Raw genomic sequence first — 19,899 nt, 5'->3', positions numbered from 1 at the left:
TGAAACTGATTTCCCCGATCGCTATGGAAGAAGGTCTGCGTTTCGCGATCCGTGAAGGCGGTCGTACCGTTGGTGCGGGCGTTGTAGCGAAAATTATCGAGTAATTCTCGTAATTTTGGTGTACACTAAACGGCTGCCGAAAATTTCGGCAGCCGTTTTTTTACGTTCTTTGTAAAAACGCTGAATTTACGAATTCAGCACCGTTCTTTATAGGAATAGCAATGTCTACTCAAAATCAAAAAATCCGCATTCGTCTGAAAGCGTTCGATTACAAACTGATCGATCAGTCTGCTCTGGAAATCGTTGAGACAGCTAAGCGTACTGGTGCAGTTGTAAAAGGTCCAGTTCCTCTGCCGACACGCATCCAGCGTTTTGACGTACTGCGTTCCCCGCACGTTAATAAAACTTCCCGCGACCAGTTCGAAATCCGTACCCATCAGCGTCTGATGGATATCGTTGATCCGACAGATAAAACTGTTGATGCACTGATGAAGCTGGATTTGCCAGCTGGCGTTGACGTTGAAATCAAACTGCAATAATACGGTAACCCTGCATTGATTTTTTTTCGGATGTTTGTGCATTCGTGAGAAATTTTTCTTGCAAAGCAAAATTTTGCGGAATACAATGGAGGGCTTAAACGTGGGTCAGCAATAGCTGGCCTATTTGTTTAAGTTTTTTTAAACATCAGCCTCACCCAACCGTAGGTGAGAATGGAGAAAATAATGAGCTTGGGCCTTTTAGGTCGCAAGGTTGGTATGATGCGCATCTTCACAGATGACGGTGATTCTATCCCTGTTACTGTGCTGGACGTGTCCAACAACCGCGTGACGCAAGTCAAAACTCCTGAAACAGACGGCTATACTTCTGTTCAGGTAACATTTGGTCAGCGCCGTGCTTCCCGCGTAAATAAAGCGGCTGCCGGTCACCTTGCTAAAGCAGGTGTTGAAGCTGGCGTCGTCTTGAAAGAATTCCGCGTTGATGCTGCTAAGGCTGCTGAACTGAAAGCAGGCGATGTTGTGCCTGTAGGTCTGTTCGAAGTTGGTCAAAAAGTAGACGTTCAGGGTGTTTCCATTGGTAAGGGTTATGCCGGTACCATTAAACGCTACAACTTCTCTTCTGGTCGCGCAACTCACGGTAACTCCCGTTCCCATAACGTTCCAGGTTCGATCGGTATGGCGCAGGATCCAGGTCGTGTTTTTCCTGGTAAGCGCATGACTGGTCACATGGGTGACGTTAAGTGCACAGTGCAAAACCTCGAAATCGCACGTATCGATGCCGAGCGTTCTTTGTTGCTGGTGAAGGGTGCCGTGCCGGGCGCAAAAAATGGTCAGGTAGTTGTTTCGCCTGCTGTTAAAGTTAAAGCCAAGAAGGGAGCATAATTCATGGAACTGAAGCTCCTGAACGAACAAGGTCAAGCAGCGTCTAATGTTGCTGCCTCTGATGCGATCTTCGGTCGTGACTACAATGAAGCCCTGATTCATCAGGTTGTAGTTGCATTCCAAGCGAACGCACGTAGCGGTAATCGCAAACAAAAAGACCGTGAAGAAGTAAAACACACCACAAAGAAACCGTGGCGTCAAAAAGGTACTGGCCGTGCACGTGCTGGTATGTCTTCTTCTCCTCTGTGGCGTGGTGGTGGTCGTACATTCCCGAACTCTCCGGAAGAGAACTTCTCTCACAAAGTTAACAAAAAGATGTATCGCGCAGGTGTCTGCTCGATTCTGTCTCAGCTCGCTCGTGAAGATCGTCTGCAAGTGATCGACGGCCTGACTGTTGAAGCGCCAAAGACAAAGCTGTTGTCTGCGAAGCTGAAAGCAATGGGTTGCGCTGATTCCGTGCTGATTATCACTGAAGATTTCAATGAAAATCTGATGCTGGCTGCACGTAACCTGGCGAACGTCCTGGTTGTAGAGCCACGTTACGCTGATCCAGTTTCTTTGGTGTTCTACAAAAAAGTACTGATCACCAAACCAGCACTGGCTAAGATTGAGGAGATGCTGGCATGAACGCAGTAGTCAAACATAGCGAAGAACGCCTGATGAAGGTATTGCTGGCTCCTGTAATTTCTGAAAAAGCAACAATGGTTGCTGAAAAGAATGAGCAAGTTGTTTTTCTGGTAGCGCCAGATGCAACTAAGCCAGAAATCAAAGCTGCCGTCGAATTGCTGTTTAAAGTGCAGGTTCAGTCTGTGCAAGTAGCAAATCGCCAAGGTAAACAAAAACGTACCGGTAGATTTGTTGGTCGTCGTAATCACACCAAACGTGCGTTTGTGTGTCTGAAGCCCGGCCAGGAAATCAACTTCACTGAGGAGGCATAATTATGGCACTCGTTAAGATGAAGCCAACCTCACCAGGTCGTCGTGGTATGGTGAAAGTGGTAACTGAAGGTCTGTTTAAAGGCCGTCCGTTTGCTGCTTTGTTGGAAAAGAAAACCAAAACTTCCGGCCGTAATAATAACGGTCACATCACTACCCGTCATATCGGTGGTGGTCACAAGCATCATTACCGTGTTGTTGACTTCAAACGCAACAAAGACGGTATTCCTGCTAAAGTTGAACGTATCGAATACGATCCTAACCGTACTGCGCACATTGCACTGCTGTGCTACGCAGACGGCGAGCGTAAGTACATCATCGCTCCTAAGGGTGTTTCCGTTGGCGATCAGCTGATGAACGGTTCCCAGGCTCCTATCAAAGCCGGTAACTGCCTGCCTATCCGCAATATTCCTGTTGGCTCCACTATGCACTGCGTAGAAATGTTGCCAGGTAAAGGCGCTCAGATTGCACGTACAGCTGGTGCTGGCGTTGTTCTGATGGCGCGCGAAGGTACCTATGCGCAGGTTCGTCTGCGTTCCGGTGAGGTTCGCCGTATTCATATCGAATGCCGCGCGACAATCGGTGAAGTAGGTAATGGTGAGCATAACCTGCGTAAGATTGGTAAAGCTGGTGCGATGCGCTGGCGCGGTGTTCGTCCTACCGTTCGCGGTGTGGTCATGAACCCGATCGACCACCCGCACGGTGGTGGTGAAGGTAAAACAGCAGCCGGTCGTCATCCAGTATCTCCATGGGGTCAACAGACTAAAGGTAAGAAGACTCGTCGCAATAAGCGTACTACTTCGATGATCGTCTCTCGCCGTGGTAAGAAATAAGGGATAACACATGACACGTTCATTGAAAAAAGGGCCGTTTTGTGACGCCCACCTGGTGAAGAAAGTCGAAGCTGCGCAAGCGTCTAAAGACAAAAAGCCAATCAAAACCTGGTCCCGTCGTTCGACAATTCTGCCGGACTTTATCGGTTTGACTATTGCGGTTCATAACGGTAAGCAACACGTACCGGTTTATGTTTCCGAAAATATGGTTGGTCACAAGCTTGGTGAATTTGCGCTGACACGCACATTCAAAGGCCATGCAGCCGACAAAAAGGCTAAACGATAAGGACCGATGATGGAAACTAAAGCAATTCTGCGCGGTGTTCGTCTGTCAGAGCAAAAAGGTCGTCTCGTGGCAGATATGATCCGCGGTAAAAAAGTAGATCAGGCACTCAACATTCTGGCTTTCAGCCCGAAAAAAGGTGCTGCAATCATCAAAAAAGTTCTGGAATCCGCAATTGCGAATGCAGAGCACAATGACGGTGCAGACATCGACGAACTGAAAGTTAAAACGATTTATGTCGAAAAAGGTGCGATTCTGAAGCGCTTCACAGCACGCGCTAAAGGTCGTGGTGATCGTATCTCTAAACAATCCTGTCACATCTACGTGACTGTTGGTAACTAAGGAGTCGCGATGGGACAGAAGATACATCCAACCGGTTTTCGTCTGGCAGTAACACGTAACTGGGCTTCCCGCTGGTACGCAGGCAATGCAAATTTTGCCTCCATGCTGGGTGAAGATCTGAAGGTACGTGACTACCTGAAAAAGAAACTGAAAAATGCATCCGTCGGCCGTATCACTATTGAGCGTCCAGCAAAAAATGCACGTATAACCATTTACAGCTCCCGTCCGGGTGTTGTAATCGGTAAAAAAGGCGAAGATATCGAAGTTCTGAAAGCGGAACTGTCCAAAATGATGGGCGTTCCTGTTCATGTGAACATCGAAGAAATTCGCAAGCCAGAAATCGACGCACAGCTGATCGCTGATTCGATTGCTCAGCAGCTCGAAAAACGTATTATGTTCCGTCGTGCGATGAAACGTGCGATGCAAAACGCAATGCGTTTGGGCGCTCAGGGTATCAAGATCATGTCCGGTGGTCGTCTGAATGGTATCGAAATTGCGCGTAAAGAATGGTATCGCGAAGGTCGTGTGCCTCTGCATACACTGCGTGCTGATATCGATTACGGTTTCGGTGAAGCGTCGACTACTTACGGTATTATCGGCGTTAAAGTCTGGGTTTATAAAGGTGATCGTCTGGCGAATGGCGAAGCTCCGGTAATCGACACTGCACCAGAAGACGACAAAAAACGTCGTGGTCCACGTCGTGATGACGGTAAGCCAAACAGCCGCCCGCGCGCAAAACGTGCGGACGGACAAAACACAGCTGCAGCTCCAGCCAAACGTGTTCGTAAGGCAGATGCTGCACCAGCTGAGAAAGCAGGAGAATAATCATGCTGCAACCAGCACGCAGAAAATATCGTAAGGAACAAAAAGGCCGTAACAAGGGTATTTCCCATGAGCGCGGCACAGCAGTTTCTTTCGGTGAATTTGGTTTGAAAGCGGTTGGCCGTGGCCGCATCACAGCGCGTCAGATTGAAGCTGCGCGTCGTGCAATGACTCGTCATATCAAACGTGGCGGTCGTATCTGGATTCGCGTTTTCCCAGATAAGCCAATTTCCCAGAAGCCAGCTGAAGTTCGTATGGGTAATGGTAAAGGTAATCCTGAGTACTACGTTGCCGAGATTCAACCAGGCAAAATGTTGTACGAGATGGAAGGTGTCGATGAGTCGCTCGCACGCGAAGCGTTCCGCCTGGCAGCTGCCAAGCTGCCGCTGGCTACGACTTTCGTCGTTCGTCAAATCGGTCAATAATAGGAGTCCACAATGAAAGCATCTGAACTCCAAGCTAAGGATCAAGCGGCTTTGACAAAAGAACTGAATGATCTGTTGAAAGCTCAGTTCAGCCTGCGTATGCAGCTCGCAACGCAACAGCTGACAAATACAGCGCAACTGAAAAAAGTTCGTCGTGACATCGCCCGCGTGAAAACAGTCATCAATCAGAAGGGTGCCAAATAATGAACGATCAAGTTAAAGTGGCATTGAAGCGCACATTGATTGGCAAAGTCGTGTCTGACAAGATGGACAAAACAGTTACAGTACTGGTTGAACGTCACGTCAAACATCCTCTGTATGGCAAGATCATCGTTCGTACTGCGAAGTACCATGCGCACGATGAAGCTAACCAGGCAAAGGAAGGCGATACAGTCGAAATTCAGGAAGGTCGTCCAATTTCTAAGACTAAATCCTGGACAGTTACTCGTGTGATTCAGGTCGCACAGACTGTATAACAATTTTATTGCACAAAAATTTTTTTGGTGCGATAATCTAAGGCTGTTATCTGTAGTTAATACGGATAACAGCCTAAAACGTCTTCGTAGCAGTTCTCGCTGCGAAATTAGTTAAATCGTCCACCTAATCAGTTGACTCGTGCATTGTGGGTTATGTAGGGGTTGGCTGGCGGGTCCAAGACTGACTACAAGCTTGCAATGCGCAAGTTGTGTGGATTAAGTTGGGAAAGAGAATATTATGATTCAAACAGAAAGTCGGCTGGAAGTGGCCGACAACACCGGCGCACGCGAAGTATTGTGCATTAAGGTGTTGGGCGGTTCCAAGCGTCGTTACGCAGGTATCGGTGACATAATTAAGGTCACTGTGAAGTCTGCTGCTCCTCGCGGTCGTGTGAAAAAAGGTGAGATTTATAACGCCGTTGTGGTTCGCACAGCTAAAGGTGTTCGTCGTCAAGATGGCTCGCTGGTCAAATTCGATGGCAATGCAGCAGTATTGTTGAATAATAAACTTGAGCCTATCGGCACACGTATTTTTGGCCCAGTGACGCGCGAACTGCGTACTGAGCGCTTTATGAAAATCGTGTCTCTGGCTCCTGAAGTACTGTAAGGAGTCGTCATGAACAAGATTCGTAAAAATGACGAAGTCATCGTCTTGACGGGTAAAGATAAAGGTAAACGTGGTCAGGTGCAGGCAGTTGTCAGTGCTGATTATGTTATCGTTGCTGGCGTTAACGTTGCTAAAAAAGCGGTTAAGCCTAATCCTATGACAGGCGCAGTTGGTGGCATCGTAGATAAACTGATGCCGATTCATGTGTCCAATGTGGCGTTATTTAATGCTGCATCTGGCAAGGCAGACCGTGTAGGTTTTAAAGTTGTGGATGGTAAAAAAGTTCGCGTCTTTAAATCTACTGGCGAAGTTGTGAAGGCATAACATCATGGCCCGTCTCCAAGCATTATATAAAGATAAAATCGTTAGCGAACTGACTGAAAAGTTTGGTTATAAGTCTTCGATGGAAGTTCCGCGCATTACTAAGATTACCCTGAATATGGGTTTGTCTGAAGCAGTTGCGGACAAGAAAGTGATTGAACATGCTGTTGGTGATCTGACAAAGATTGCAGGTCAAAAACCTGTTGTGACCAAAGCACGTAAAGCGATCGCTGGCTTTAAAATCCGTGAAGGTTACCCAATTGGCTGTATGGTGACTCTGCGCGGCGCGCATATGTACGAATTCCTGGATCGTTTTATCACTGTTGCGCTGCCTCGTGTACGTGACTTCCGTGGTGTGTCTGGTCGTGCATTTGATGGTCGTGGTAACTACAACATCGGTGTCAAGGAACAGATTATTTTCCCTGAAATCGAATACGACAAAATCGATGCGCTGCGTGGTATGAATATCAGTATCACGACGACAGCTAAGACCGACGAAGAAGCGAAAGCGCTCCTCGCCGCATTTAAATTCCCGTTCAGAAACTGAGGTCGCCATGGCAAAACTGGCACTGATTAATCGTGAGAAGAAGCGTGCGGATCTGGTGAAGAAATTCGCCGGTAAACGCGCTGAACTGAAGGCCATCATCGAAGACCAGTCTAAAACTGAAGAAGAGCGCTACGAAGCGCGCCTGAAGTTGCAGACTCTGCCACGCAATGCGAATCCTACACGTCAACGCAATCGCTGCGCTCTGACAGGTCGCCCACGTGGTACATTCCGTAAATTCGGTCTGGGCCGTATTAAGGTCCGTGAGATCGCCATGCGTGGCGAAATCCCGGGTATGACTAAAGCCAGCTGGTAATAGGAGAATTAGCAATGAGTATGAGCGATCCTATCGCCGATATGCTGACCCGCATCCGTAACGCACAAGTTGTTAGCAAAGCTTCCGTTGCGATGCCGTCTTCCAAAGTAAAAGTTGCTATCGCAACTGTTCTGAAAGACGAAGGTTACATTGAAGATTTCGCAGTTACTGAAACTGCAGGTAAGACTGAATTGAACATCGGTCTGAAATATTATGCAGGACGTCCTGTTATTGAGCGTCTGGAACGTGTATCGCGCCCAGGTCTCCGTATTTACCGTGGTAAAGACGAGATTCCAAGTGTGTTGAACGGTCTGGGTGTAGCGATTGTATCTACACCAAAAGGCGTTATGACAGATCGTAAAGCGCGCGCAACCGGTGTCGGTGGCGAAGTAATTTGCTACGTCGCCTAAGGAGTGAAAGATGTCTCGAGTAGGTAAGATGCCAATCGCTCTGCCAGCCGGCGCAGAAGTCGCTATTTCTGCAGAGCAAATCACAGTTAAGGGTCCGCAAGGCGTACTGAGCCAAGGCCTGAATGGTCTGGTTACAGTTGCTAACGATAACGGTACCCTGACTTTTGCACCAGCAAACGAAACTCGCGAAGCAAACGCGATGACCGGTACACTGCGTGCTTTGGTCAACAATATGGTAACTGGCGTAACCAAAGGCTTTGAGCGCAAGCTCTCTTTGGTTGGTGTTGGTTACAAAGCACAAGCTCAAGGCGACAAACTGAATCTGTCTCTGGGTTTTTCTCACCCAGTAGTACATCAGATGCCTGAAGGCGTAACCTGTGCAACTCCGACCCCGACTGAAATTGTTATCAAAGGTGTTAACAAGCAAAAAGTTGGTCAGGTTGCAGCTGAAGTCCGTGCATACCGCAGCCCAGAGCCATACAAAGGCAAGGGTGTTCGTTATGTGGACGAAGTGGTTATTATCAAAGAAACCAAGAAGAAGTAATAGGGGTTGACGATGGACAAGAAACAGTCACGTCTGCGCCGCGCACGCAAAACCCGTGCGAAGATCGCAGAACTCAAAGTGAATCGCCTGGCCGTGCATCGCACCAACCTGCACATTTACGCAAACATCATTGGCCCAGACGCCAAAGTTGTAGCTTCCGCTTCCACCGTGGAAAAAGAAGTTCGTGCAGAATTGGCTGGCAAAACTGGTGTTGGCGGCAACGTCGCAGCAGCAACTCTGATCGGCAAACGCGTTGCAGAGAAGGCTATCAAAGCAGGGGTTACCGAAGTTGCGTTTGACCGCTCCGGTTTCCGTTACCACGGCCGTATCAAAGCACTGGCAGAAGCTGCCCGTGAAGCCGGCTTGAAGTTCTAAGGAAAATTGTCATGGCAAAAATGCAAGCAAAAACAGCAGCCGACAAACCGGATGATGGCATGCGCGAAAAAATGATTTCGATCAACCGTGTAACCAAAGTGGTTAAGGGTGGTCGTATCATGGGCTTCGCTGCGTTGACAGTCGTTGGTGATGGCGATGGCCGCATCGGCATGGGCAAAGGTAAGTCCAAAGAGGTTCCAGTTGCTGTTCAGAAAGCAATGGAAGAAGCACGTCGCAAAATGATCAAAGTGCCGTTAAAAAACGGTACTCTGCAGCACTCTGTTGTTGGTAAGCACGGTGCGTCTACAGTGATGATTTCTCCAGCTAAAGACGGTACTGGTGTGATCGCTGGTGGTCCAATGCGCGCGATTTTTGAAGTAATGGGTGTTGTAAACGTGGTTGCTAAATCCCACGGTTCCACAAACCCTTACAACATGGTTCGTGCAACACTGGATGGTCTGGCAAAAATGAGCACTCCAGCGGATATTGCAGCGAAACGCGGCAAAACCGTTGAAGAAATCCTCGGTTAAGGAGAGCACAATGTCGAAGACTATTAAAGTGCAATTGGTCAAAGGCCTGATCGGTACACGTCAGGATCACCGTGCAACAGTACGTGGCCTGGGCCTGCGTCGTGTAAATTCCGTTTCGGAATTGCAAGATACACCAGCGGTACGTGGCATGATCAATAAAGTCGCCTACCTGGTAAAGGTAGTAGGCTAAGTCGACAGGCTTAGACTCGGAGCAAAATAATGGAATTGAATAACATTCAACCAGCTGCCGGTGCAAAACACGCCAAACGTCGCGTTGGTCGTGGTATCGGCTCTGGATTAGGTAAAACTGCAGGCCGTGGCCATAAAGGTCAGAAATCCCGTTCGGGCGGCTTCCACAAAGTTGGTTTCGAAGGCGGTCAGATGCCTCTGCAACGCCGTTTGCCAAAACGCGGTTTCAAATCGCTGGCAACACCGTTTAAAGCAGAAGTACGTTTGTCCGACCTGGAAAATCTGCCTGTGACAGAAATCGACGTACTGGCACTGAAACAAGCCGGTATCGTTCATGAACTCGCACGTTCTGTACGTGTGATTCTGTCCGGTTCGATCTCCAAGAAAGTAACTTTGAACGGCTTGGCTGTCACTAAAGGCGCTAAAGCTGCAATCGAAGCTGCTGGCGGTACGGTCGCTTAATCAGTGCAGACACCGGAGTAACAATTGGCGACATCTCCACAACAAGCTAAAAGTGCTGCAAGCGGATTTCCATGGGGCCGACTCTGGTTCCTGCTTGCCGCGCTGGTTGTCTACAGGATCGGGGCACATATTCCTGTTCCTGGCATCAACCCGACTGCATTGGATGACTTGTTTAAGCAAAACCAGAATGGTATTTTGGGGATGTTTAACATGTTCTCCGGTGGTGCATTGTCACGGGCAACCGTGTTTGCGCTCGGTATCATGCCGTATATTTCGGCATCGATTATCATGCAGTTGATGTCCATCGTCTCTCCGCAGCTGGAAGCTCTCAAAAAAGAGGGTGAAGCCGGCCGCAGAAAGATTACTCAGTACACGCGCTACGGTACAGTGGTGCTTGCGACCCTGCAGGCTTACTTTATTGCGTTTGGGCTTGAGGGGCAGACTGGTCTGGTGCTGGATCCGGGCTTTGCATTTCGTTTTACAACCGTTGTAACGCTGGTCACCGGGACTATGTTCCTGATGTGGCTGGGCGAGCAAATTACGGAGCGTGGTTTGGGTAATGGTATCTCTATCATTATCTTTGCCGGTATCGCTGCAGGTTTGCCGGCTGCGCTGAGCGGCTTGCTGCAACAGGTGAATGAAGGTCAGATGGGCGGTTTTTCTGTTCTGCTGATCTGTGTGATTGCCGCTGCTGTCACGTACATGGTTGTATTTATTGAGCGTGGTCAGCGTAAGATTCTGGTCAATTACGCGAAACGTCAGGTTGGTAACAAGGTTTACGGCGGTCAGAGTACACACTTGCCATTGAAATTGAATATGGCTGGCGTGATTCCTCCGATTTTCGCATCGTCGATTATCCTGTTTCCGGCTACTATCACCAGCTGGTTCACCAAAGGTGCAGATTCTTCTTCGGGATTCGTCAATTTTCTGAAAGATCTGGCTGCATCGATGGCGCCGGGGGAGCCGATTCATGCTCTGCTGTACGCAGTTGCTATCGTATTTTTCTGCTTCTTTTATACCGCACTGGTATTCAACAGCAAAGAAACTGCGGACAACCTGAAGAAAAGCGGTGCATTTGTTCCTGGTATTCGTCCGGGTGAGCAAACAGCGCGTTATATCGATAAGATCCTGATGCGTCTGACACTGTCTGGTGCGATCTATATCACACTGGTATGTTTGCTGCCGGAGTTTCTGGTGGCGAAATGGAAAGTTCCTTTCTATTTCGGTGGTACATCGCTGTTGATTATTGTTGTCGTGACGATGGATTTCATGGCGCAGGTACAGAATTACATTATGTCCCAGCAATATGAATCACTTCTTCGCAAGGCAAATTTCAAAGGCGGCATGCCGACACGATAAGCGGAATCAGAACGAATGGCAAAAGACGACGTTATACAAATGCAAGGCGAGATTCTGGAGAATCTTCCGAATGCAACATTTCGAGTTAAGTTGGAAAACGGACATGTTGTGCTTGGCCATATTTCCGGCAAAATGCGTATGAATTACATTCGCATTTTGCCTGGTGATAAGGTCACGGTAGAATTGACGCCTTATGATTTAAGCCGGGCGCGAATAGTGTTCCGTACCAAGTAAATTTAAGTGAATAAATAAGGGAAGAGGGCAATTATGAAAGTTCTCGCATCAGTTAAGCGGATCTGCCGCAACTGCAAAATCATCAAGCGCAAAGGCGTTGTTCGTGTGATCTGCACCGAACCACGTCACAAACAGCGCCAAGGTTGATAAACCTATTGAACGAGGAATAACGAATGGCACGTATTGCAGGGGTTAACATCCCAAATCATCAGCATACCGTAATCGGCCTGACAGCGATCTATGGTATCGGCCGTCCACGCGCACAAGACATCTGTGCAGCAACTGGCGTTCCGACCACTAAAAAAGTGAAAGATCTGGACGACAGCGAACTCGAAAAACTGCGTGATGAAATCGCGAAGTTTGTTGTCGAGGGCGATCTGCGCCGTGAATTGTCCATGAGCATCAAGCGTCTGATGGACCTCGGTTGCTATCGTGGCTTGCGTCATCGTAAGGGTCTGCCAGTTCGTGGTCAGCGTACACGCACCAATGCGCGTACACGTAAAGGCCCACGTAAAGCAGCTCAATCTTTGAAGAAATAATCCAGGCTAGCCCGGATCCAAGGAAAACATTATGGCAAAAGCTCAATCTAGCGCAGCAGCAGCACGTGCGCGTAAGAAAGTTAAAAAGAACGTATCGGAAGGTATCGCACACGTTCACGCTTCTTTCAACAACACCATCATCACGATCACTGATCGTCAAGGCAACGCGTTGTCTTGGGCAACTGCCGGTGGTGCAGGCTTCAAAGGTTCGCGTAAATCGACACCTTTTGCAGCTCAGGTTGCTGCTGAAACTGCAGGTAAAGTTGCAGTTGAATGCGGTATCAAAAATCTGGAAGTGCGTATCAAAGGTCCAGGCCCAGGCCGTGAATCTTCTGTACGTGCACTGAACGCTCTCGGTATCAAGATTTCTGTGATCCAGGACGTTACACCAGTTCCGCACAACGGCTGCCGTCCTCCAAAACGCCGCCGTATCTAATCAGTGACGAAAGTCGCTGGTGTTCTGACGAAAATTTCGTTAGAATTTACGCCCGCCCTTTAATAGGCGGGTTTTGTGTTGTGTATTGGCCTTTCCTGTTACGACAGGGCCGGCTTTTTAAGACCACTGTCTGATCAAATCGGGATCAGACTAGCGCGGGCATGTCCTGCGTCATTGAAAAGGAAATTATTGTGGCACGTTATATCGGACCTAAGGCCAAACTGGCCCGCCGCGAAGGCACAGATCTGTTCCTGAAGAGCGCACGCCGCTCTCTGGATTCCAAATGCAAACTGGACGTAAAACCAGGTCAGCACGGTCGCACTTCCGGTGCACGTACTTCTGACTTCGGTAACCAGCTGCGTGAAAAGCAAAAAGTTAAACGTATGTACGGCGTTCTGGAACGTCAGTTCCGTCGTTACTTCGCTGAAGCAGACCGTCAAAAAGGCAACACTGGCGAAACTCTGCTGAAATTGCTGGAATCCCGTCTGGACAACGTTGTGTATCGTATGGGCTACGGTTCCACACGTGCAGAAGCTCGTCAGCTGGTAAGTCACAAAGCAATCACTGTTAACGGCAACGTTGTTAACATCGCTTCTTACCAAGTTAAAGCAGGTGACGTAGTTGCTGTTCGTGAAAAAGCGAAAAAACAAGCACGTATCGTTGAATCCCTGTCTCTGGCAGAAAACATCGGTTTCCCAATCTGGGTTTCTGTTGATGCCAAGAAAATGGAAGGTACTTTCAAATCGATGCCAGATCGTTCCGACATCGCTCACGATGTTAACGAATCTCTGATCGTTGAATTGTATTCCCGTTAATCCGGGTCAGTACCGCCTGCCTGAGTTTTCAGGCAGGCGTTTTTCTTTAATGCCATCAGCCTTATCGGTGTAACGAGCCGAGGGTATTGAAAAGGACATTTCATGCAAACAAATCTGTTGAAGCCACGTATTATCGACGTAGAAACACTGGGTCCTGGTCACGCTAAAGTGACAATGGAACCGTTTGAGCGCGGTTATGGTCATACACTGGGTAATGCGCTGCGTCGCGTACTGCTGTCCACCATGACTGGTTATGCACCGACTGAAGTTACTATTGCCGGTGTTGTTCACGAGTACTCCTCGCTGGACGGTGTTCAGGAAGACGTCGTTGATATTCTGCTCAACCTGAAAGGTGTGGTTTTCAAACTGCACAACCGCGATGAAGTGACCCTGACGCTTAAAAAAGATGGTGAAGGCGCTGTTCTGGCATCCGATATCGAATTGCCACACGACGTTGAAATCATCAATCCTGAACACCAGATCGCTAACCTGAGCACAGGTGGCAAGCTGGATATGCAGATCAAAGTAGAAAAAGGCCGCGGTTATGTGCCTGGTAACATTCGTCGTCTGTCTGAAGATGCGAATAAAACCATCGGTCGCATGATTCTGGATGCATCTTTCTCTCCTGTTCGCCGTGTTTCTTATGCAGTTGAATCTGCTCGTGTGGAGCAGCGTACCGATCTGGATAAACTGGTAATCAACATCGAAACTAACGGTGTGATTTCCCCTGAAGAAGCGATTCGTCAGTCCGCACGCGTACTGGTTGATCAGCTGACCGTATTCGCAGCACTGGAAGGCACAGAAACAACAACCGAAGCACCGTCCCGCGCGCCTGCGGTTGATCCGGTATTGCTGCGTCCTGTTGATGATCTGGAACTGACAGTACGTTCTGCAAACTGCCTGAAAGCAGAAAACATTTACTACATTGGTGATCTGATCCAGCGTAGCGAAAATGAACTGCTGAAGACACCGAACCTCGGCCGTAAGTCTCTGAACGAAATCAAAGAAGTTCTGGCTTCCCGTGGTCTGTCTCTGGGCATGAAACTCGAAAACTGGCCGCCAGCCGGTCTCGAGAAGTAATTGAAGAATTCGGGATGAGGTCACTCATCCCTCCCGTAGTAGTAGCGTACCGGCCCGCAGCTTGTGCTGATAGAAGAGCTGGCTTTTATAAACCTGAAAGGAAATTATTATGCGTCATCGTCACGGCTTACGTAAGCTGAACCGTACTTCTTCCCATCGTCTGGCAATGCTCCGTAACATGGCAGTTTCCCTGCTGCGTCACGAAGCAATCAAAACAACTGTGCCAAAAGCAAAAGAGCTGCGTCGCGTTGTTGAGCCTCTGATCACTATGGGTAAAACAAACACGCTGGCAAACAAACGTCTGGCATTCGCTCGTCTGCGTGACCGCGAAATCGTTCAGAAACTGTTTGCTGAAATCGGCCCACGCTACGCTACCCGTCCAGGTGGCTACCTGCGTATCCTGAAAATGGGTTTCCGCGTTGGCGACAATGCACCGATGGCTTTCGTTGAACTGGTAGATCGTCCAGAGATTTCTGACGTAGCTGAAGTTCCAGCTGCTGAGTAATTCTCAGATTTTCCGGAAAACCGCTCAGTTCGCTGAGCGGTTTTTTTTTATCTGAACGTTTTTGATTCTGCCCAAGCCTTATCGGCACAGGAAAAATTTCTGCCTGAAAGGTAAAATAGTGATGATGAAAAATGCACAGTCACAATACATACTGGTACTGACCAATGTACCCGATCAGACAGTTGCAACGACACTAGCACATGCCATCGTTGAAAATAAACTTGCCGCATGTGTGAACATCCTGCCCGGAATACAGTCTGTGTACAGGTGGGATGGAAAAACTGAGCAGGCCGTTGAAGTCAGTATGCACATCAAGACTCTGAGTACGCGTTACGCGGCGCTGGAAGCTTATCTGCATGAACACCACCCTTATGATGTACCGGAGATCATCGCGGTCCCCGTGGTTGCCGGTTTGCCGGCATATCTGCATTGGCTAGAGGAACAGACAGGAAAAGAATGAAAGCAGCGACATATACTCCGAACGTATCCGCAGGATGGATACGACAATTACAGCAGGTGTTCCTGCTGCTGACAGGCTGGCTGGTATGGATGGCCGGCGCACATGCGCAGGAATTTCTTGATCCCGAGCAGGCATTCCCGGTTCAGGCGCAAATCGTTGACGGTAACGTTGCAGAAGTGAAATTTACGATAGCGAGTGGTTACTATTTGTACCGCGAGCGCCTGAAATTCAGCTCTCCGGACGGAAAAATCGGCGAGCCGGTGCTGCCATCCGGTAAAGTGAAATTCGATGAAACCTTTAACAAGGAAGTCGAGACCTACCGTGACGGGCTGGTGGTTCGCGTTCCTGTTCTGTCAGATGGCAGCTTTACACTCAAAGTGACGCGTCAGGGATGTGCGGATCAGGGCTTGTGTTATCCGCCGCTGGATCAGGAATTCAAACTGACTGCGGCGGCCGCTGGTGGTAACGCGAATGCTGGCAGCGCTGGCTCCATGCCGGTAACATCAGCGGAAACACCGAAAGAAATTGCGTCGCAGGGTGATCTCAGCAGCCGTATCGCCGGTGCGCTGAAGAGTGGTCGCCTGGTTGTCATCATCCCGTTGTTCTTTGTACTTGGTCTGGGTTTGTCGCTGACGCCATGTGTATTGCCTATGGTACCGATTCTGTCCTTCATCATCGTCGGTGAAGGTGCGTCGGTTACACGCGCACGGGCATTCGCTTTATCGCTGGCCTATGTGCTCGGTATGTCGCTGATTTACACAGGCATGGGTATTGCCGCCGGTCTGGCGGGTGAAGGCCTCGCAGCAACATTGCAAAATCCGTGGGTACTCAGCGCATTCGCATTGCTGATGGTGGTTCTGGCGCTGTCTATGTTTAACGTCTATCAGTTGCAGATGCCTGCAGCGATTCAGACACGTCTGACCCAGGTATCCGAGAAACAGCGTGACGGCCGGTTCGGCAAACTGCTGGGCGTGTTTCTGATGGGAGCAGTTTCGGCACTGATCGTCGGCCCATGCGTGACTGGTCCGCTGATCGGCGCGCTGGTGTATATCAGTCAGACCCGCGACATCATGGTCGGTGGTATCGCGATGTTTTCGATTGCCATCGGTATGGGTGTGCCGTTGTTACTGGTGGGTATTTCCGCCGGTAGTCTGTTGCCGAAAGCCGGTATCTGGATGGAAAACATTAAAAAATTCTTCGGCGTGCTGATGCTCGGTATGGCGCTGTGGATGATTTCGCCCGTGATTCCTGCCTGGATGCAAATGACTGGTTGGGCGCTCCTGTTCGGTGCTTACGGTGTCTATGCACTGGCTATTCAGCGCTCCGGCAAACTGGGTAAAGCGATAGGTGTGATATTTGTCTTGCTGGGCTTGTTGCAGGGTGTTGGCGTTGCGACCGGTGGTCGCGATGTGTTTGCACCGGTTGCGCACCTGACTGGTACTCAAAAGCATGGAGTAACGTTCAAGCGTATTAAATCTGTCGCTGAACTGGATCAGGTGCTTGCGCAAAACAAAGGCAAAGTCGCAGTGCTGGATTTTTATGCCGACTGGTGTGTGTCCTGTAAGGAAATGGAAAAGCTGACATTCACCGATGATCGCGTACGCGCCAAGATGGAAACCATGCTGTTGCTGCAAGCTGATGTGACGGCCAATAACGCCGATGACAAAGCTTTGCTGAAGCGCTTTGGTTTATTTGGCCCGCCCGGCATCATTTTCTTCGATTCGCGCGGTCAGGAAATGCAGGATACCCGTGTCGTCGGTTATCAGAACGCAGATACTTTCTATCAGTCATTGCAAAAGACTGATAAAGGCGCTTTATAACCAGTCATTATAAGCATCTCACGACTTCATCGTTGGCGTTGTGAGATGCCGCCCCTATATTGTTGTGACTAACATTTTTGGAGAATTCCATGACTTTGCGTTTAGGCGATATCGCTCCTGATTTTGAACAGGATTCTTCCGTAGGCCCGCTGAAATTCCATGAATGGGCAGGCAATTCCTGGGTTGTTTTGTTTTCACATCCGGCTGATTTCACACCTGTCTGCACGACAGAACTGGGGCTGACTGCCAAGCTGAAACCAGAGTTCGATAAACGCAATGTCAAAGCCATCGCGTTGTCCGTAGACGGCGCACAATCCCATCTGGACTGGATCAAAGATATCGAAGAAACCCAGAATACCGTGGTCGGCTTCCCTATCATCGCTGATGCAGACCGCAAAGTAGCAGGCTTGTTCGACATGATTCATCCGAATCAGTCTGATACCGTGACAGTCCGTTCGCTGTTCATCATCGACCCGAACAAAAAAGTACGTCTGATCATTACATATCCGCTGAGCACAGGCCGTAACTTTGATGAAGTACTGCGTGTGATCGATGCGCTGCAACTGACTGACGCACATACGGTTGCAACACCGGGCAACTGGCGCGATGGCGATGACGTGATTATTCCTTTGTCAGTCAAAGATGAAGAAGTGATCAAACAGAAATATCCGAAAGGCTATAAAGCACCGAAGCCTTACCTGCGTATTACACCGCAGCCAAACAAATAATCTGAATATCCGGATTAAAAAAAGCCCGTCTGCAAAGACGGGCTTTTTGCTTATATGCTGAAAGTTCGCTCAGCTGCATTCAGCATGGTTCAGCTATCACGTAAAGCTTTCCACTCATCCCGCAGCAAGGCATACATCAGAATGTCATGGTAACGGCCACGGTCGAATACTGCACCGCGTGCAGTGCCTTCAAGCTGAAAGCCGCATTTGACGGCAACCCGTTCCGATGCTTTGTTCTCAGTATTCATGTGAATTTCCAGCCTGTTCAGCAGCGTGGTATCGAACAGGTAATCGCGCAGCAGCGTCACCGCTTCTGTCATGATGCCTTTACCGCGTACTTCATCGGTGAACATCGAATAACCGATTTCGCGTGACTGAAAATACGGTACGGTTTTAAAGTGAAATACGCGGCCCAGAATCTGATCTGCCTGATCCGCAATCACAAAAAATTCCATATGCTCACGCGATTCTTGGGCATCCATCAGACGCTTTTCCATCACGGCTGGCAGGAACAATTCACGCGGTAAAAATTGCCCGCGCGCTTCCGGCAGATTCATCAAATGCACCAGATGCGGAATTTCTTCTTTACGCGGATAACGCAGATGAAATGTGCTGCCCGGAATCATGCTTGCTCCTTATAAATATGAATTAATGCATTTTATCGCATCGGAATAATTTGTTCGGCGTAATCGTATAAAGCGCCGAGAATTTCTTCGGCACGCTCATCTGCTTCTTCGGATAACTGATCGATCTTGTCAAAGAAAGCTTCCGCCGTCAGCGCACCGCCGGCACCGTCATGCAGACGCGCGGCACAGTGCTGTTGCCAGTGTTCCTGTTCTTCCTCATTCAGGCTTTCCGGAAAATTACGTGCGCGGTAGCGGAACAGTAATTCGTTCAGACGACTATCCTGAAAATGCACAGAACGGTTCGCAATTTCATAACCATCTAGTTCACGTAATTGGTTCAGAATTTTGCGGTCACCGGCACCGATGAAGCCGCCGTACAAATCCTGATCCACGTCCGCGTCACCATCGCCCGCACCCTGACGCTGATATACCTGTTGCCACAGATCTTCAGCCAGTGTCAGTGCATCGGCGTGCGCAGCATGTTCCATCACTTGCTGCATATCGATTTGCCAGTGCGCCGCACGTTCTGCACTCAGGGTTTTCAGATTACCGATTACCACCGGCGATTTATTAATATGGATGGTTTTCAGGGGCAGACGCTGTTCGCCTTCCGGTAAATCTTCGCTGCGGGTGAACAGACGGCGGCGTATGGTTTCTGCATCCAGACTTGCCAGTTCACGCGGATCAGCTTGCAAGTCCCACACGATCATTTCATTTTTATTGGTCGGATGCATTGCCAGTGGCCAGACTACGGTGATACAGCCGCGTTCTGCCGGAATCATGCCGGACACATGCAGGAAAGGTTTGCGCTGCGGCCAGCCGGTTTCTTCCAGTACCCGTTCTTTACGGCGCAGCGCGAGGCAGAAGTCAAACAGACGCGGGTTCTGCTGTTTCAGCAAACGTGCCAGCGCAATGGTGGCGCGCACATCGGATAAGGCATCATGTGCCGCTTCATGCGCAAGGCCATTCGCTGCGCTTAAATGTTCGAGACGAAAACTCGGGCGGCCTTCATCATTGCGTGGCCACTGTATGCCATCAGGGCGCAGTGCCCATGCGGTGCGTACCAGATCCAGAATATCCCAGCGTCCGCACTGATTCTGCCATTCGCGTGCATACGGATCGGTCAGATTGCGCCAGAATAAAAAGCGGGTGACTTCATCATCGAAACGGATGGTGTTATAGCCGACGCCTATGGTGCCGGTCTGCGCCAGTTCCTGTTCGATGCGGCGCGCAAATTCGGCCTCCGGTACGCCTTGTTCCAGACATTGTTGCGGCGTGATACCGGTAATCAGACAGGATACCGGATCAGGCAGATAATCCGGTGCCGGCTGGCAGAACAACATCACCGGTTCAGCGATTTCATTCAGATCCGCATCGGTGCGGATGGCAGCGAACTGTGCCGGACGGTCTTTGCGCGGTACGGCGCCGAAGGTTTCATAATCGTGCCAGAGAAAACTGTATGCTTGCATGCTGTGCAGCGCCGGGGAACGGCGCGGTAGAAGAT

Annotated in this window: 35 protein-coding genes; 33 read left to right on the top strand and 2 right to left on the bottom strand. The window is 49.4% G+C overall.

Going from position 1 to position 19,899, the window contains the following annotated elements; all coding sequences use genetic code 11:
- The 33 genes from IE092_RS10985 to IE092_RS10825 all read left to right on the top strand — a co-directional run.
- Positions 1 to 104 (top strand): EF-Tu C-terminal domain-related protein (locus IE092_RS10985; protein WP_463322633.1); only part of this gene is annotated, 104 nt, incomplete at its 5' end.
- Positions 105 to 221: 117 nt separating this feature from the next.
- Positions 222 to 539: a 30S ribosomal protein S10 gene (rpsJ, locus tag IE092_RS10980; protein ID WP_110255911.1), complete on the top strand. Its 318-nt coding sequence runs from the start codon at positions 222 to 224 to the stop codon at positions 537 to 539.
- A gap of 183 nt (positions 540 to 722) precedes the next feature.
- Positions 723 to 1,379 carry a 50S ribosomal protein L3 gene (rplC, locus tag IE092_RS10975; protein ID WP_189357209.1) on the top strand — a complete coding sequence of 219 codons (657 nt, stop codon included), beginning with the start codon at positions 723 to 725 and terminating at the stop codon, positions 1,377 to 1,379.
- A gap of 3 nt (positions 1,380 to 1,382) precedes the next feature.
- Complete coding sequence (gene rplD, locus IE092_RS10970) at positions 1,383 to 2,006, top strand: 50S ribosomal protein L4 (RefSeq protein WP_189357208.1); 624 nt, start codon at positions 1,383 to 1,385, stop codon at positions 2,004 to 2,006.
- Positions 2,003 to 2,317, top strand: a complete 315-nt coding sequence (gene rplW, locus IE092_RS10965) for a 50S ribosomal protein L23 (RefSeq protein ID WP_189357207.1) — start codon at positions 2,003 to 2,005, stop codon at positions 2,315 to 2,317. Before rplD ends, rplW begins: the two co-directional genes overlap by 4 nt.
- A 2-nt stretch (positions 2,318 to 2,319) precedes the next feature.
- On the top strand, positions 2,320 to 3,147 hold the full coding sequence (gene rplB / locus IE092_RS10960) for a 50S ribosomal protein L2 (RefSeq protein ID WP_189357206.1): 828 nt from the start codon (positions 2,320 to 2,322) through the stop codon (positions 3,145 to 3,147).
- Between the two features lie 10 nt (positions 3,148 to 3,157).
- Positions 3,158 to 3,433: a 30S ribosomal protein S19 gene (gene rpsS / locus IE092_RS10955; protein ID WP_189357205.1), complete on the top strand. Its 276-nt coding sequence runs from the start codon at positions 3,158 to 3,160 to the stop codon at positions 3,431 to 3,433.
- A gap of 6 nt (positions 3,434 to 3,439) precedes the next feature.
- Positions 3,440 to 3,772: a 50S ribosomal protein L22 gene (gene rplV, locus IE092_RS10950; protein WP_189357204.1), complete on the top strand. Its 333-nt coding sequence runs from the start codon at positions 3,440 to 3,442 to the stop codon at positions 3,770 to 3,772.
- Positions 3,773 to 3,781: 9 nt separating this feature from the next.
- Positions 3,782 to 4,597: a 30S ribosomal protein S3 gene (rpsC, locus tag IE092_RS10945; RefSeq protein WP_189357203.1), complete on the top strand. Its 816-nt coding sequence runs from the start codon at positions 3,782 to 3,784 to the stop codon at positions 4,595 to 4,597.
- Positions 4,598 to 4,599: 2 nt separating this feature from the next.
- Positions 4,600 to 5,019 carry a 50S ribosomal protein L16 gene (gene rplP / locus IE092_RS10940; RefSeq protein WP_189357202.1) on the top strand — a complete coding sequence of 140 codons (420 nt, stop codon included), beginning with the start codon at positions 4,600 to 4,602 and terminating at the stop codon, positions 5,017 to 5,019.
- 12 nt (positions 5,020 to 5,031) lie between these two features.
- The gene (gene rpmC / locus IE092_RS10935) at positions 5,032 to 5,223 is read left to right on the top strand and encodes a 50S ribosomal protein L29 (RefSeq protein ID WP_189357201.1); all 192 of its coding nucleotides are present in this window, start codon (positions 5,032 to 5,034) and stop codon (positions 5,221 to 5,223) included.
- Positions 5,223 to 5,495 carry a 30S ribosomal protein S17 gene (rpsQ, locus tag IE092_RS10930; protein WP_189357200.1) on the top strand — a complete coding sequence of 91 codons (273 nt, stop codon included), beginning with the start codon at positions 5,223 to 5,225 and terminating at the stop codon, positions 5,493 to 5,495. The genes rpmC and rpsQ overlap by 1 nt, the downstream gene beginning before the upstream one ends.
- A gap of 238 nt (positions 5,496 to 5,733) precedes the next feature.
- Positions 5,734 to 6,102 (top strand): 50S ribosomal protein L14, encoded by a 369-nt coding sequence (rplN, locus tag IE092_RS10925; RefSeq protein ID WP_189357199.1) that lies wholly within the window; start codon positions 5,734 to 5,736, stop codon positions 6,100 to 6,102.
- A 9-nt stretch (positions 6,103 to 6,111) separates the two neighbouring features.
- Positions 6,112 to 6,426 carry a 50S ribosomal protein L24 gene (rplX, locus tag IE092_RS10920; protein ID WP_189357198.1) on the top strand — a complete coding sequence of 105 codons (315 nt, stop codon included), beginning with the start codon at positions 6,112 to 6,114 and terminating at the stop codon, positions 6,424 to 6,426.
- Positions 6,427 to 6,430: 4 nt separating this feature from the next.
- Positions 6,431 to 6,970, top strand: a complete 540-nt coding sequence (rplE, locus tag IE092_RS10915) for a 50S ribosomal protein L5 (RefSeq protein ID WP_189357197.1) — start codon at positions 6,431 to 6,433, stop codon at positions 6,968 to 6,970.
- 7 nt (positions 6,971 to 6,977) lie between these two features.
- Positions 6,978 to 7,283, top strand: coding sequence for a 30S ribosomal protein S14 (rpsN, locus tag IE092_RS10910; RefSeq protein ID WP_189357196.1), 306 nt, complete (start codon positions 6,978 to 6,980; stop codon positions 7,281 to 7,283).
- Between the two features lie 14 nt (positions 7,284 to 7,297).
- A complete protein-coding gene (gene rpsH, locus IE092_RS10905) occupies positions 7,298 to 7,693 on the top strand; it encodes a 30S ribosomal protein S8 (RefSeq protein ID WP_189357195.1) in 396 nt (131 codons plus the stop codon).
- A gap of 10 nt (positions 7,694 to 7,703) precedes the next feature.
- A complete protein-coding gene (gene rplF, locus IE092_RS10900; RefSeq protein ID WP_189357194.1) occupies positions 7,704 to 8,237 on the top strand; it encodes a 50S ribosomal protein L6 in 534 nt (177 codons plus the stop codon).
- A gap of 12 nt (positions 8,238 to 8,249) precedes the next feature.
- Entirely contained in the window at positions 8,250 to 8,612 is a 363-nt protein-coding gene (rplR, locus tag IE092_RS10895; protein WP_189357193.1) for a 50S ribosomal protein L18, read from the top strand.
- A gap of 11 nt (positions 8,613 to 8,623) precedes the next feature.
- On the top strand, positions 8,624 to 9,142 hold the full coding sequence (gene rpsE / locus IE092_RS10890; protein ID WP_189357192.1) for a 30S ribosomal protein S5: 519 nt from the start codon (positions 8,624 to 8,626) through the stop codon (positions 9,140 to 9,142).
- Positions 9,143 to 9,152: 10 nt separating this feature from the next.
- On the top strand, positions 9,153 to 9,332 hold the full coding sequence (gene rpmD / locus IE092_RS10885) for a 50S ribosomal protein L30 (protein ID WP_189357191.1): 180 nt from the start codon (positions 9,153 to 9,155) through the stop codon (positions 9,330 to 9,332).
- A 29-nt stretch (positions 9,333 to 9,361) separates the two neighbouring features.
- Positions 9,362 to 9,793 carry a 50S ribosomal protein L15 gene (gene rplO / locus IE092_RS10880; RefSeq protein ID WP_189357190.1) on the top strand — a complete coding sequence of 144 codons (432 nt, stop codon included), beginning with the start codon at positions 9,362 to 9,364 and terminating at the stop codon, positions 9,791 to 9,793.
- A gap of 24 nt (positions 9,794 to 9,817) precedes the next feature.
- Complete coding sequence (gene secY, locus IE092_RS10875; RefSeq protein ID WP_189357189.1) at positions 9,818 to 11,152, top strand: preprotein translocase subunit SecY; 1,335 nt, start codon at positions 9,818 to 9,820, stop codon at positions 11,150 to 11,152.
- Between the two features lie 15 nt (positions 11,153 to 11,167).
- The gene (infA, locus tag IE092_RS10870; protein WP_005663428.1) at positions 11,168 to 11,386 is read left to right on the top strand and encodes a translation initiation factor IF-1; all 219 of its coding nucleotides are present in this window, start codon (positions 11,168 to 11,170) and stop codon (positions 11,384 to 11,386) included.
- Between the two features lie 33 nt (positions 11,387 to 11,419).
- Positions 11,420 to 11,533, top strand: coding sequence for a 50S ribosomal protein L36 (gene rpmJ, locus IE092_RS10865; RefSeq protein WP_014004415.1), 114 nt, complete (start codon positions 11,420 to 11,422; stop codon positions 11,531 to 11,533).
- A 26-nt stretch (positions 11,534 to 11,559) separates the two neighbouring features.
- A complete protein-coding gene (gene rpsM, locus IE092_RS10860) occupies positions 11,560 to 11,925 on the top strand; it encodes a 30S ribosomal protein S13 (RefSeq protein ID WP_189357188.1) in 366 nt (121 codons plus the stop codon).
- A 31-nt stretch (positions 11,926 to 11,956) separates the two neighbouring features.
- Positions 11,957 to 12,361: a 30S ribosomal protein S11 gene (gene rpsK, locus IE092_RS10855; protein WP_189357187.1), complete on the top strand. Its 405-nt coding sequence runs from the start codon at positions 11,957 to 11,959 to the stop codon at positions 12,359 to 12,361.
- 191 nt (positions 12,362 to 12,552) lie between these two features.
- Complete coding sequence (rpsD, locus tag IE092_RS10850) at positions 12,553 to 13,176, top strand: 30S ribosomal protein S4 (protein ID WP_189357186.1); 624 nt, start codon at positions 12,553 to 12,555, stop codon at positions 13,174 to 13,176.
- A 102-nt stretch (positions 13,177 to 13,278) separates the two neighbouring features.
- Complete coding sequence (locus tag IE092_RS10845; RefSeq protein ID WP_189357185.1) at positions 13,279 to 14,256, top strand: DNA-directed RNA polymerase subunit alpha; 978 nt, start codon at positions 13,279 to 13,281, stop codon at positions 14,254 to 14,256.
- 109 nt (positions 14,257 to 14,365) lie between these two features.
- Complete coding sequence (gene rplQ / locus IE092_RS10840; protein ID WP_189357184.1) at positions 14,366 to 14,761, top strand: 50S ribosomal protein L17; 396 nt, start codon at positions 14,366 to 14,368, stop codon at positions 14,759 to 14,761.
- 121 nt (positions 14,762 to 14,882) lie between these two features.
- Positions 14,883 to 15,221 carry a divalent-cation tolerance protein CutA gene (cutA, locus tag IE092_RS10835; protein ID WP_189357183.1) on the top strand — a complete coding sequence of 113 codons (339 nt, stop codon included), beginning with the start codon at positions 14,883 to 14,885 and terminating at the stop codon, positions 15,219 to 15,221.
- Positions 15,218 to 17,041, top strand: coding sequence for a protein-disulfide reductase DsbD (gene dsbD / locus IE092_RS10830; RefSeq protein WP_189357182.1), 1,824 nt, complete (start codon positions 15,218 to 15,220; stop codon positions 17,039 to 17,041). Before cutA ends, dsbD begins: the two co-directional genes overlap by 4 nt.
- Before the next feature lie 89 nt (positions 17,042 to 17,130).
- On the top strand, positions 17,131 to 17,769 hold the full coding sequence (locus IE092_RS10825; RefSeq protein WP_189357181.1) for a peroxiredoxin: 639 nt from the start codon (positions 17,131 to 17,133) through the stop codon (positions 17,767 to 17,769).
- An 89-nt stretch (positions 17,770 to 17,858) separates the two neighbouring features.
- Here IE092_RS10825 and IE092_RS10820 read toward each other — a convergent pair whose 3' ends face one another.
- Both IE092_RS10820 and sbcB read right to left on the bottom strand, forming a co-directional pair.
- Entirely contained in the window at positions 17,859 to 18,395 is a 537-nt protein-coding gene (locus IE092_RS10820; RefSeq protein WP_189357180.1) for a GNAT family N-acetyltransferase, read from the bottom strand.
- Positions 18,396 to 18,427: 32 nt separating this feature from the next.
- Positions 18,428 to 19,864 carry an exodeoxyribonuclease I gene (gene sbcB, locus IE092_RS10815; RefSeq protein WP_189357179.1) on the bottom strand — a complete coding sequence of 479 codons (1,437 nt, stop codon included), beginning with the start codon at positions 19,862 to 19,864 and terminating at the stop codon, positions 18,428 to 18,430.
- Between the last annotated feature and the right edge of the window lie 35 nt (positions 19,865 to 19,899).

This window comes from Cognatundibacterium squillarum, assembly GCF_014652435.1.
Taxonomy (GTDB): domain Bacteria; phylum Pseudomonadota; class Gammaproteobacteria; order Burkholderiales; family Burkholderiaceae_D; genus Undibacterium; species Undibacterium squillarum.
This window is presented reverse-complemented; position numbering and strand designations above follow the sequence as displayed.

Coding starts and splice junctions, on each gene's coding strand:
- rpsJ (WP_110255911.1), top strand. CDS start 222: ATGTCTACTCAAAATCAAAAAATCCGCATTCGTCTGAAAGCGTTCGAT.
- rplC (WP_189357209.1), top strand. CDS start 723: ATGAGCTTGGGCCTTTTAGGTCGCAAGGTTGGTATGATGCGCATCTTC.
- rplD (WP_189357208.1), top strand. CDS start 1,383: ATGGAACTGAAGCTCCTGAACGAACAAGGTCAAGCAGCGTCTAATGTT.
- rplW (WP_189357207.1), top strand. CDS start 2,003: ATGAACGCAGTAGTCAAACATAGCGAAGAACGCCTGATGAAGGTATTG.
- rplB (WP_189357206.1), top strand. CDS start 2,320: ATGGCACTCGTTAAGATGAAGCCAACCTCACCAGGTCGTCGTGGTATG.
- rpsS (WP_189357205.1), top strand. CDS start 3,158: ATGACACGTTCATTGAAAAAAGGGCCGTTTTGTGACGCCCACCTGGTG.
- rplV (WP_189357204.1), top strand. CDS start 3,440: ATGATGGAAACTAAAGCAATTCTGCGCGGTGTTCGTCTGTCAGAGCAA.
- rpsC (WP_189357203.1), top strand. CDS start 3,782: ATGGGACAGAAGATACATCCAACCGGTTTTCGTCTGGCAGTAACACGT.
- rplP (WP_189357202.1), top strand. CDS start 4,600: ATGCTGCAACCAGCACGCAGAAAATATCGTAAGGAACAAAAAGGCCGT.
- rpmC (WP_189357201.1), top strand. CDS start 5,032: ATGAAAGCATCTGAACTCCAAGCTAAGGATCAAGCGGCTTTGACAAAA.
- rpsQ (WP_189357200.1), top strand. CDS start 5,223: ATGAACGATCAAGTTAAAGTGGCATTGAAGCGCACATTGATTGGCAAA.
- rplN (WP_189357199.1), top strand. CDS start 5,734: ATGATTCAAACAGAAAGTCGGCTGGAAGTGGCCGACAACACCGGCGCA.
- rplX (WP_189357198.1), top strand. CDS start 6,112: ATGAACAAGATTCGTAAAAATGACGAAGTCATCGTCTTGACGGGTAAA.
- rplE (WP_189357197.1), top strand. CDS start 6,431: ATGGCCCGTCTCCAAGCATTATATAAAGATAAAATCGTTAGCGAACTG.
- rpsN (WP_189357196.1), top strand. CDS start 6,978: ATGGCAAAACTGGCACTGATTAATCGTGAGAAGAAGCGTGCGGATCTG.
- rpsH (WP_189357195.1), top strand. CDS start 7,298: ATGAGTATGAGCGATCCTATCGCCGATATGCTGACCCGCATCCGTAAC.
- rplF (WP_189357194.1), top strand. CDS start 7,704: ATGTCTCGAGTAGGTAAGATGCCAATCGCTCTGCCAGCCGGCGCAGAA.
- rplR (WP_189357193.1), top strand. CDS start 8,250: ATGGACAAGAAACAGTCACGTCTGCGCCGCGCACGCAAAACCCGTGCG.
- rpsE (WP_189357192.1), top strand. CDS start 8,624: ATGGCAAAAATGCAAGCAAAAACAGCAGCCGACAAACCGGATGATGGC.
- rpmD (WP_189357191.1), top strand. CDS start 9,153: ATGTCGAAGACTATTAAAGTGCAATTGGTCAAAGGCCTGATCGGTACA.
- rplO (WP_189357190.1), top strand. CDS start 9,362: ATGGAATTGAATAACATTCAACCAGCTGCCGGTGCAAAACACGCCAAA.
- infA (WP_005663428.1), top strand. CDS start 11,168: ATGGCAAAAGACGACGTTATACAAATGCAAGGCGAGATTCTGGAGAAT.
- rpmJ (WP_014004415.1), top strand. CDS start 11,420: ATGAAAGTTCTCGCATCAGTTAAGCGGATCTGCCGCAACTGCAAAATC.
- rpsM (WP_189357188.1), top strand. CDS start 11,560: ATGGCACGTATTGCAGGGGTTAACATCCCAAATCATCAGCATACCGTA.
- rpsK (WP_189357187.1), top strand. CDS start 11,957: ATGGCAAAAGCTCAATCTAGCGCAGCAGCAGCACGTGCGCGTAAGAAA.
- IE092_RS10845 (WP_189357185.1), top strand. CDS start 13,279: ATGCAAACAAATCTGTTGAAGCCACGTATTATCGACGTAGAAACACTG.
- rplQ (WP_189357184.1), top strand. CDS start 14,366: ATGCGTCATCGTCACGGCTTACGTAAGCTGAACCGTACTTCTTCCCAT.
- cutA (WP_189357183.1), top strand. CDS start 14,883: ATGATGAAAAATGCACAGTCACAATACATACTGGTACTGACCAATGTA.
- dsbD (WP_189357182.1), top strand. CDS start 15,218: ATGAAAGCAGCGACATATACTCCGAACGTATCCGCAGGATGGATACGA.
- IE092_RS10825 (WP_189357181.1), top strand. CDS start 17,131: ATGACTTTGCGTTTAGGCGATATCGCTCCTGATTTTGAACAGGATTCT.
- IE092_RS10820 (WP_189357180.1), bottom strand. CDS start 18,395: ATGATTCCGGGCAGCACATTTCATCTGCGTTATCCGCGTAAAGAAGAA.
- sbcB (WP_189357179.1), bottom strand. CDS start 19,864: ATGCAAGCATACAGTTTTCTCTGGCACGATTATGAAACCTTCGGCGCC.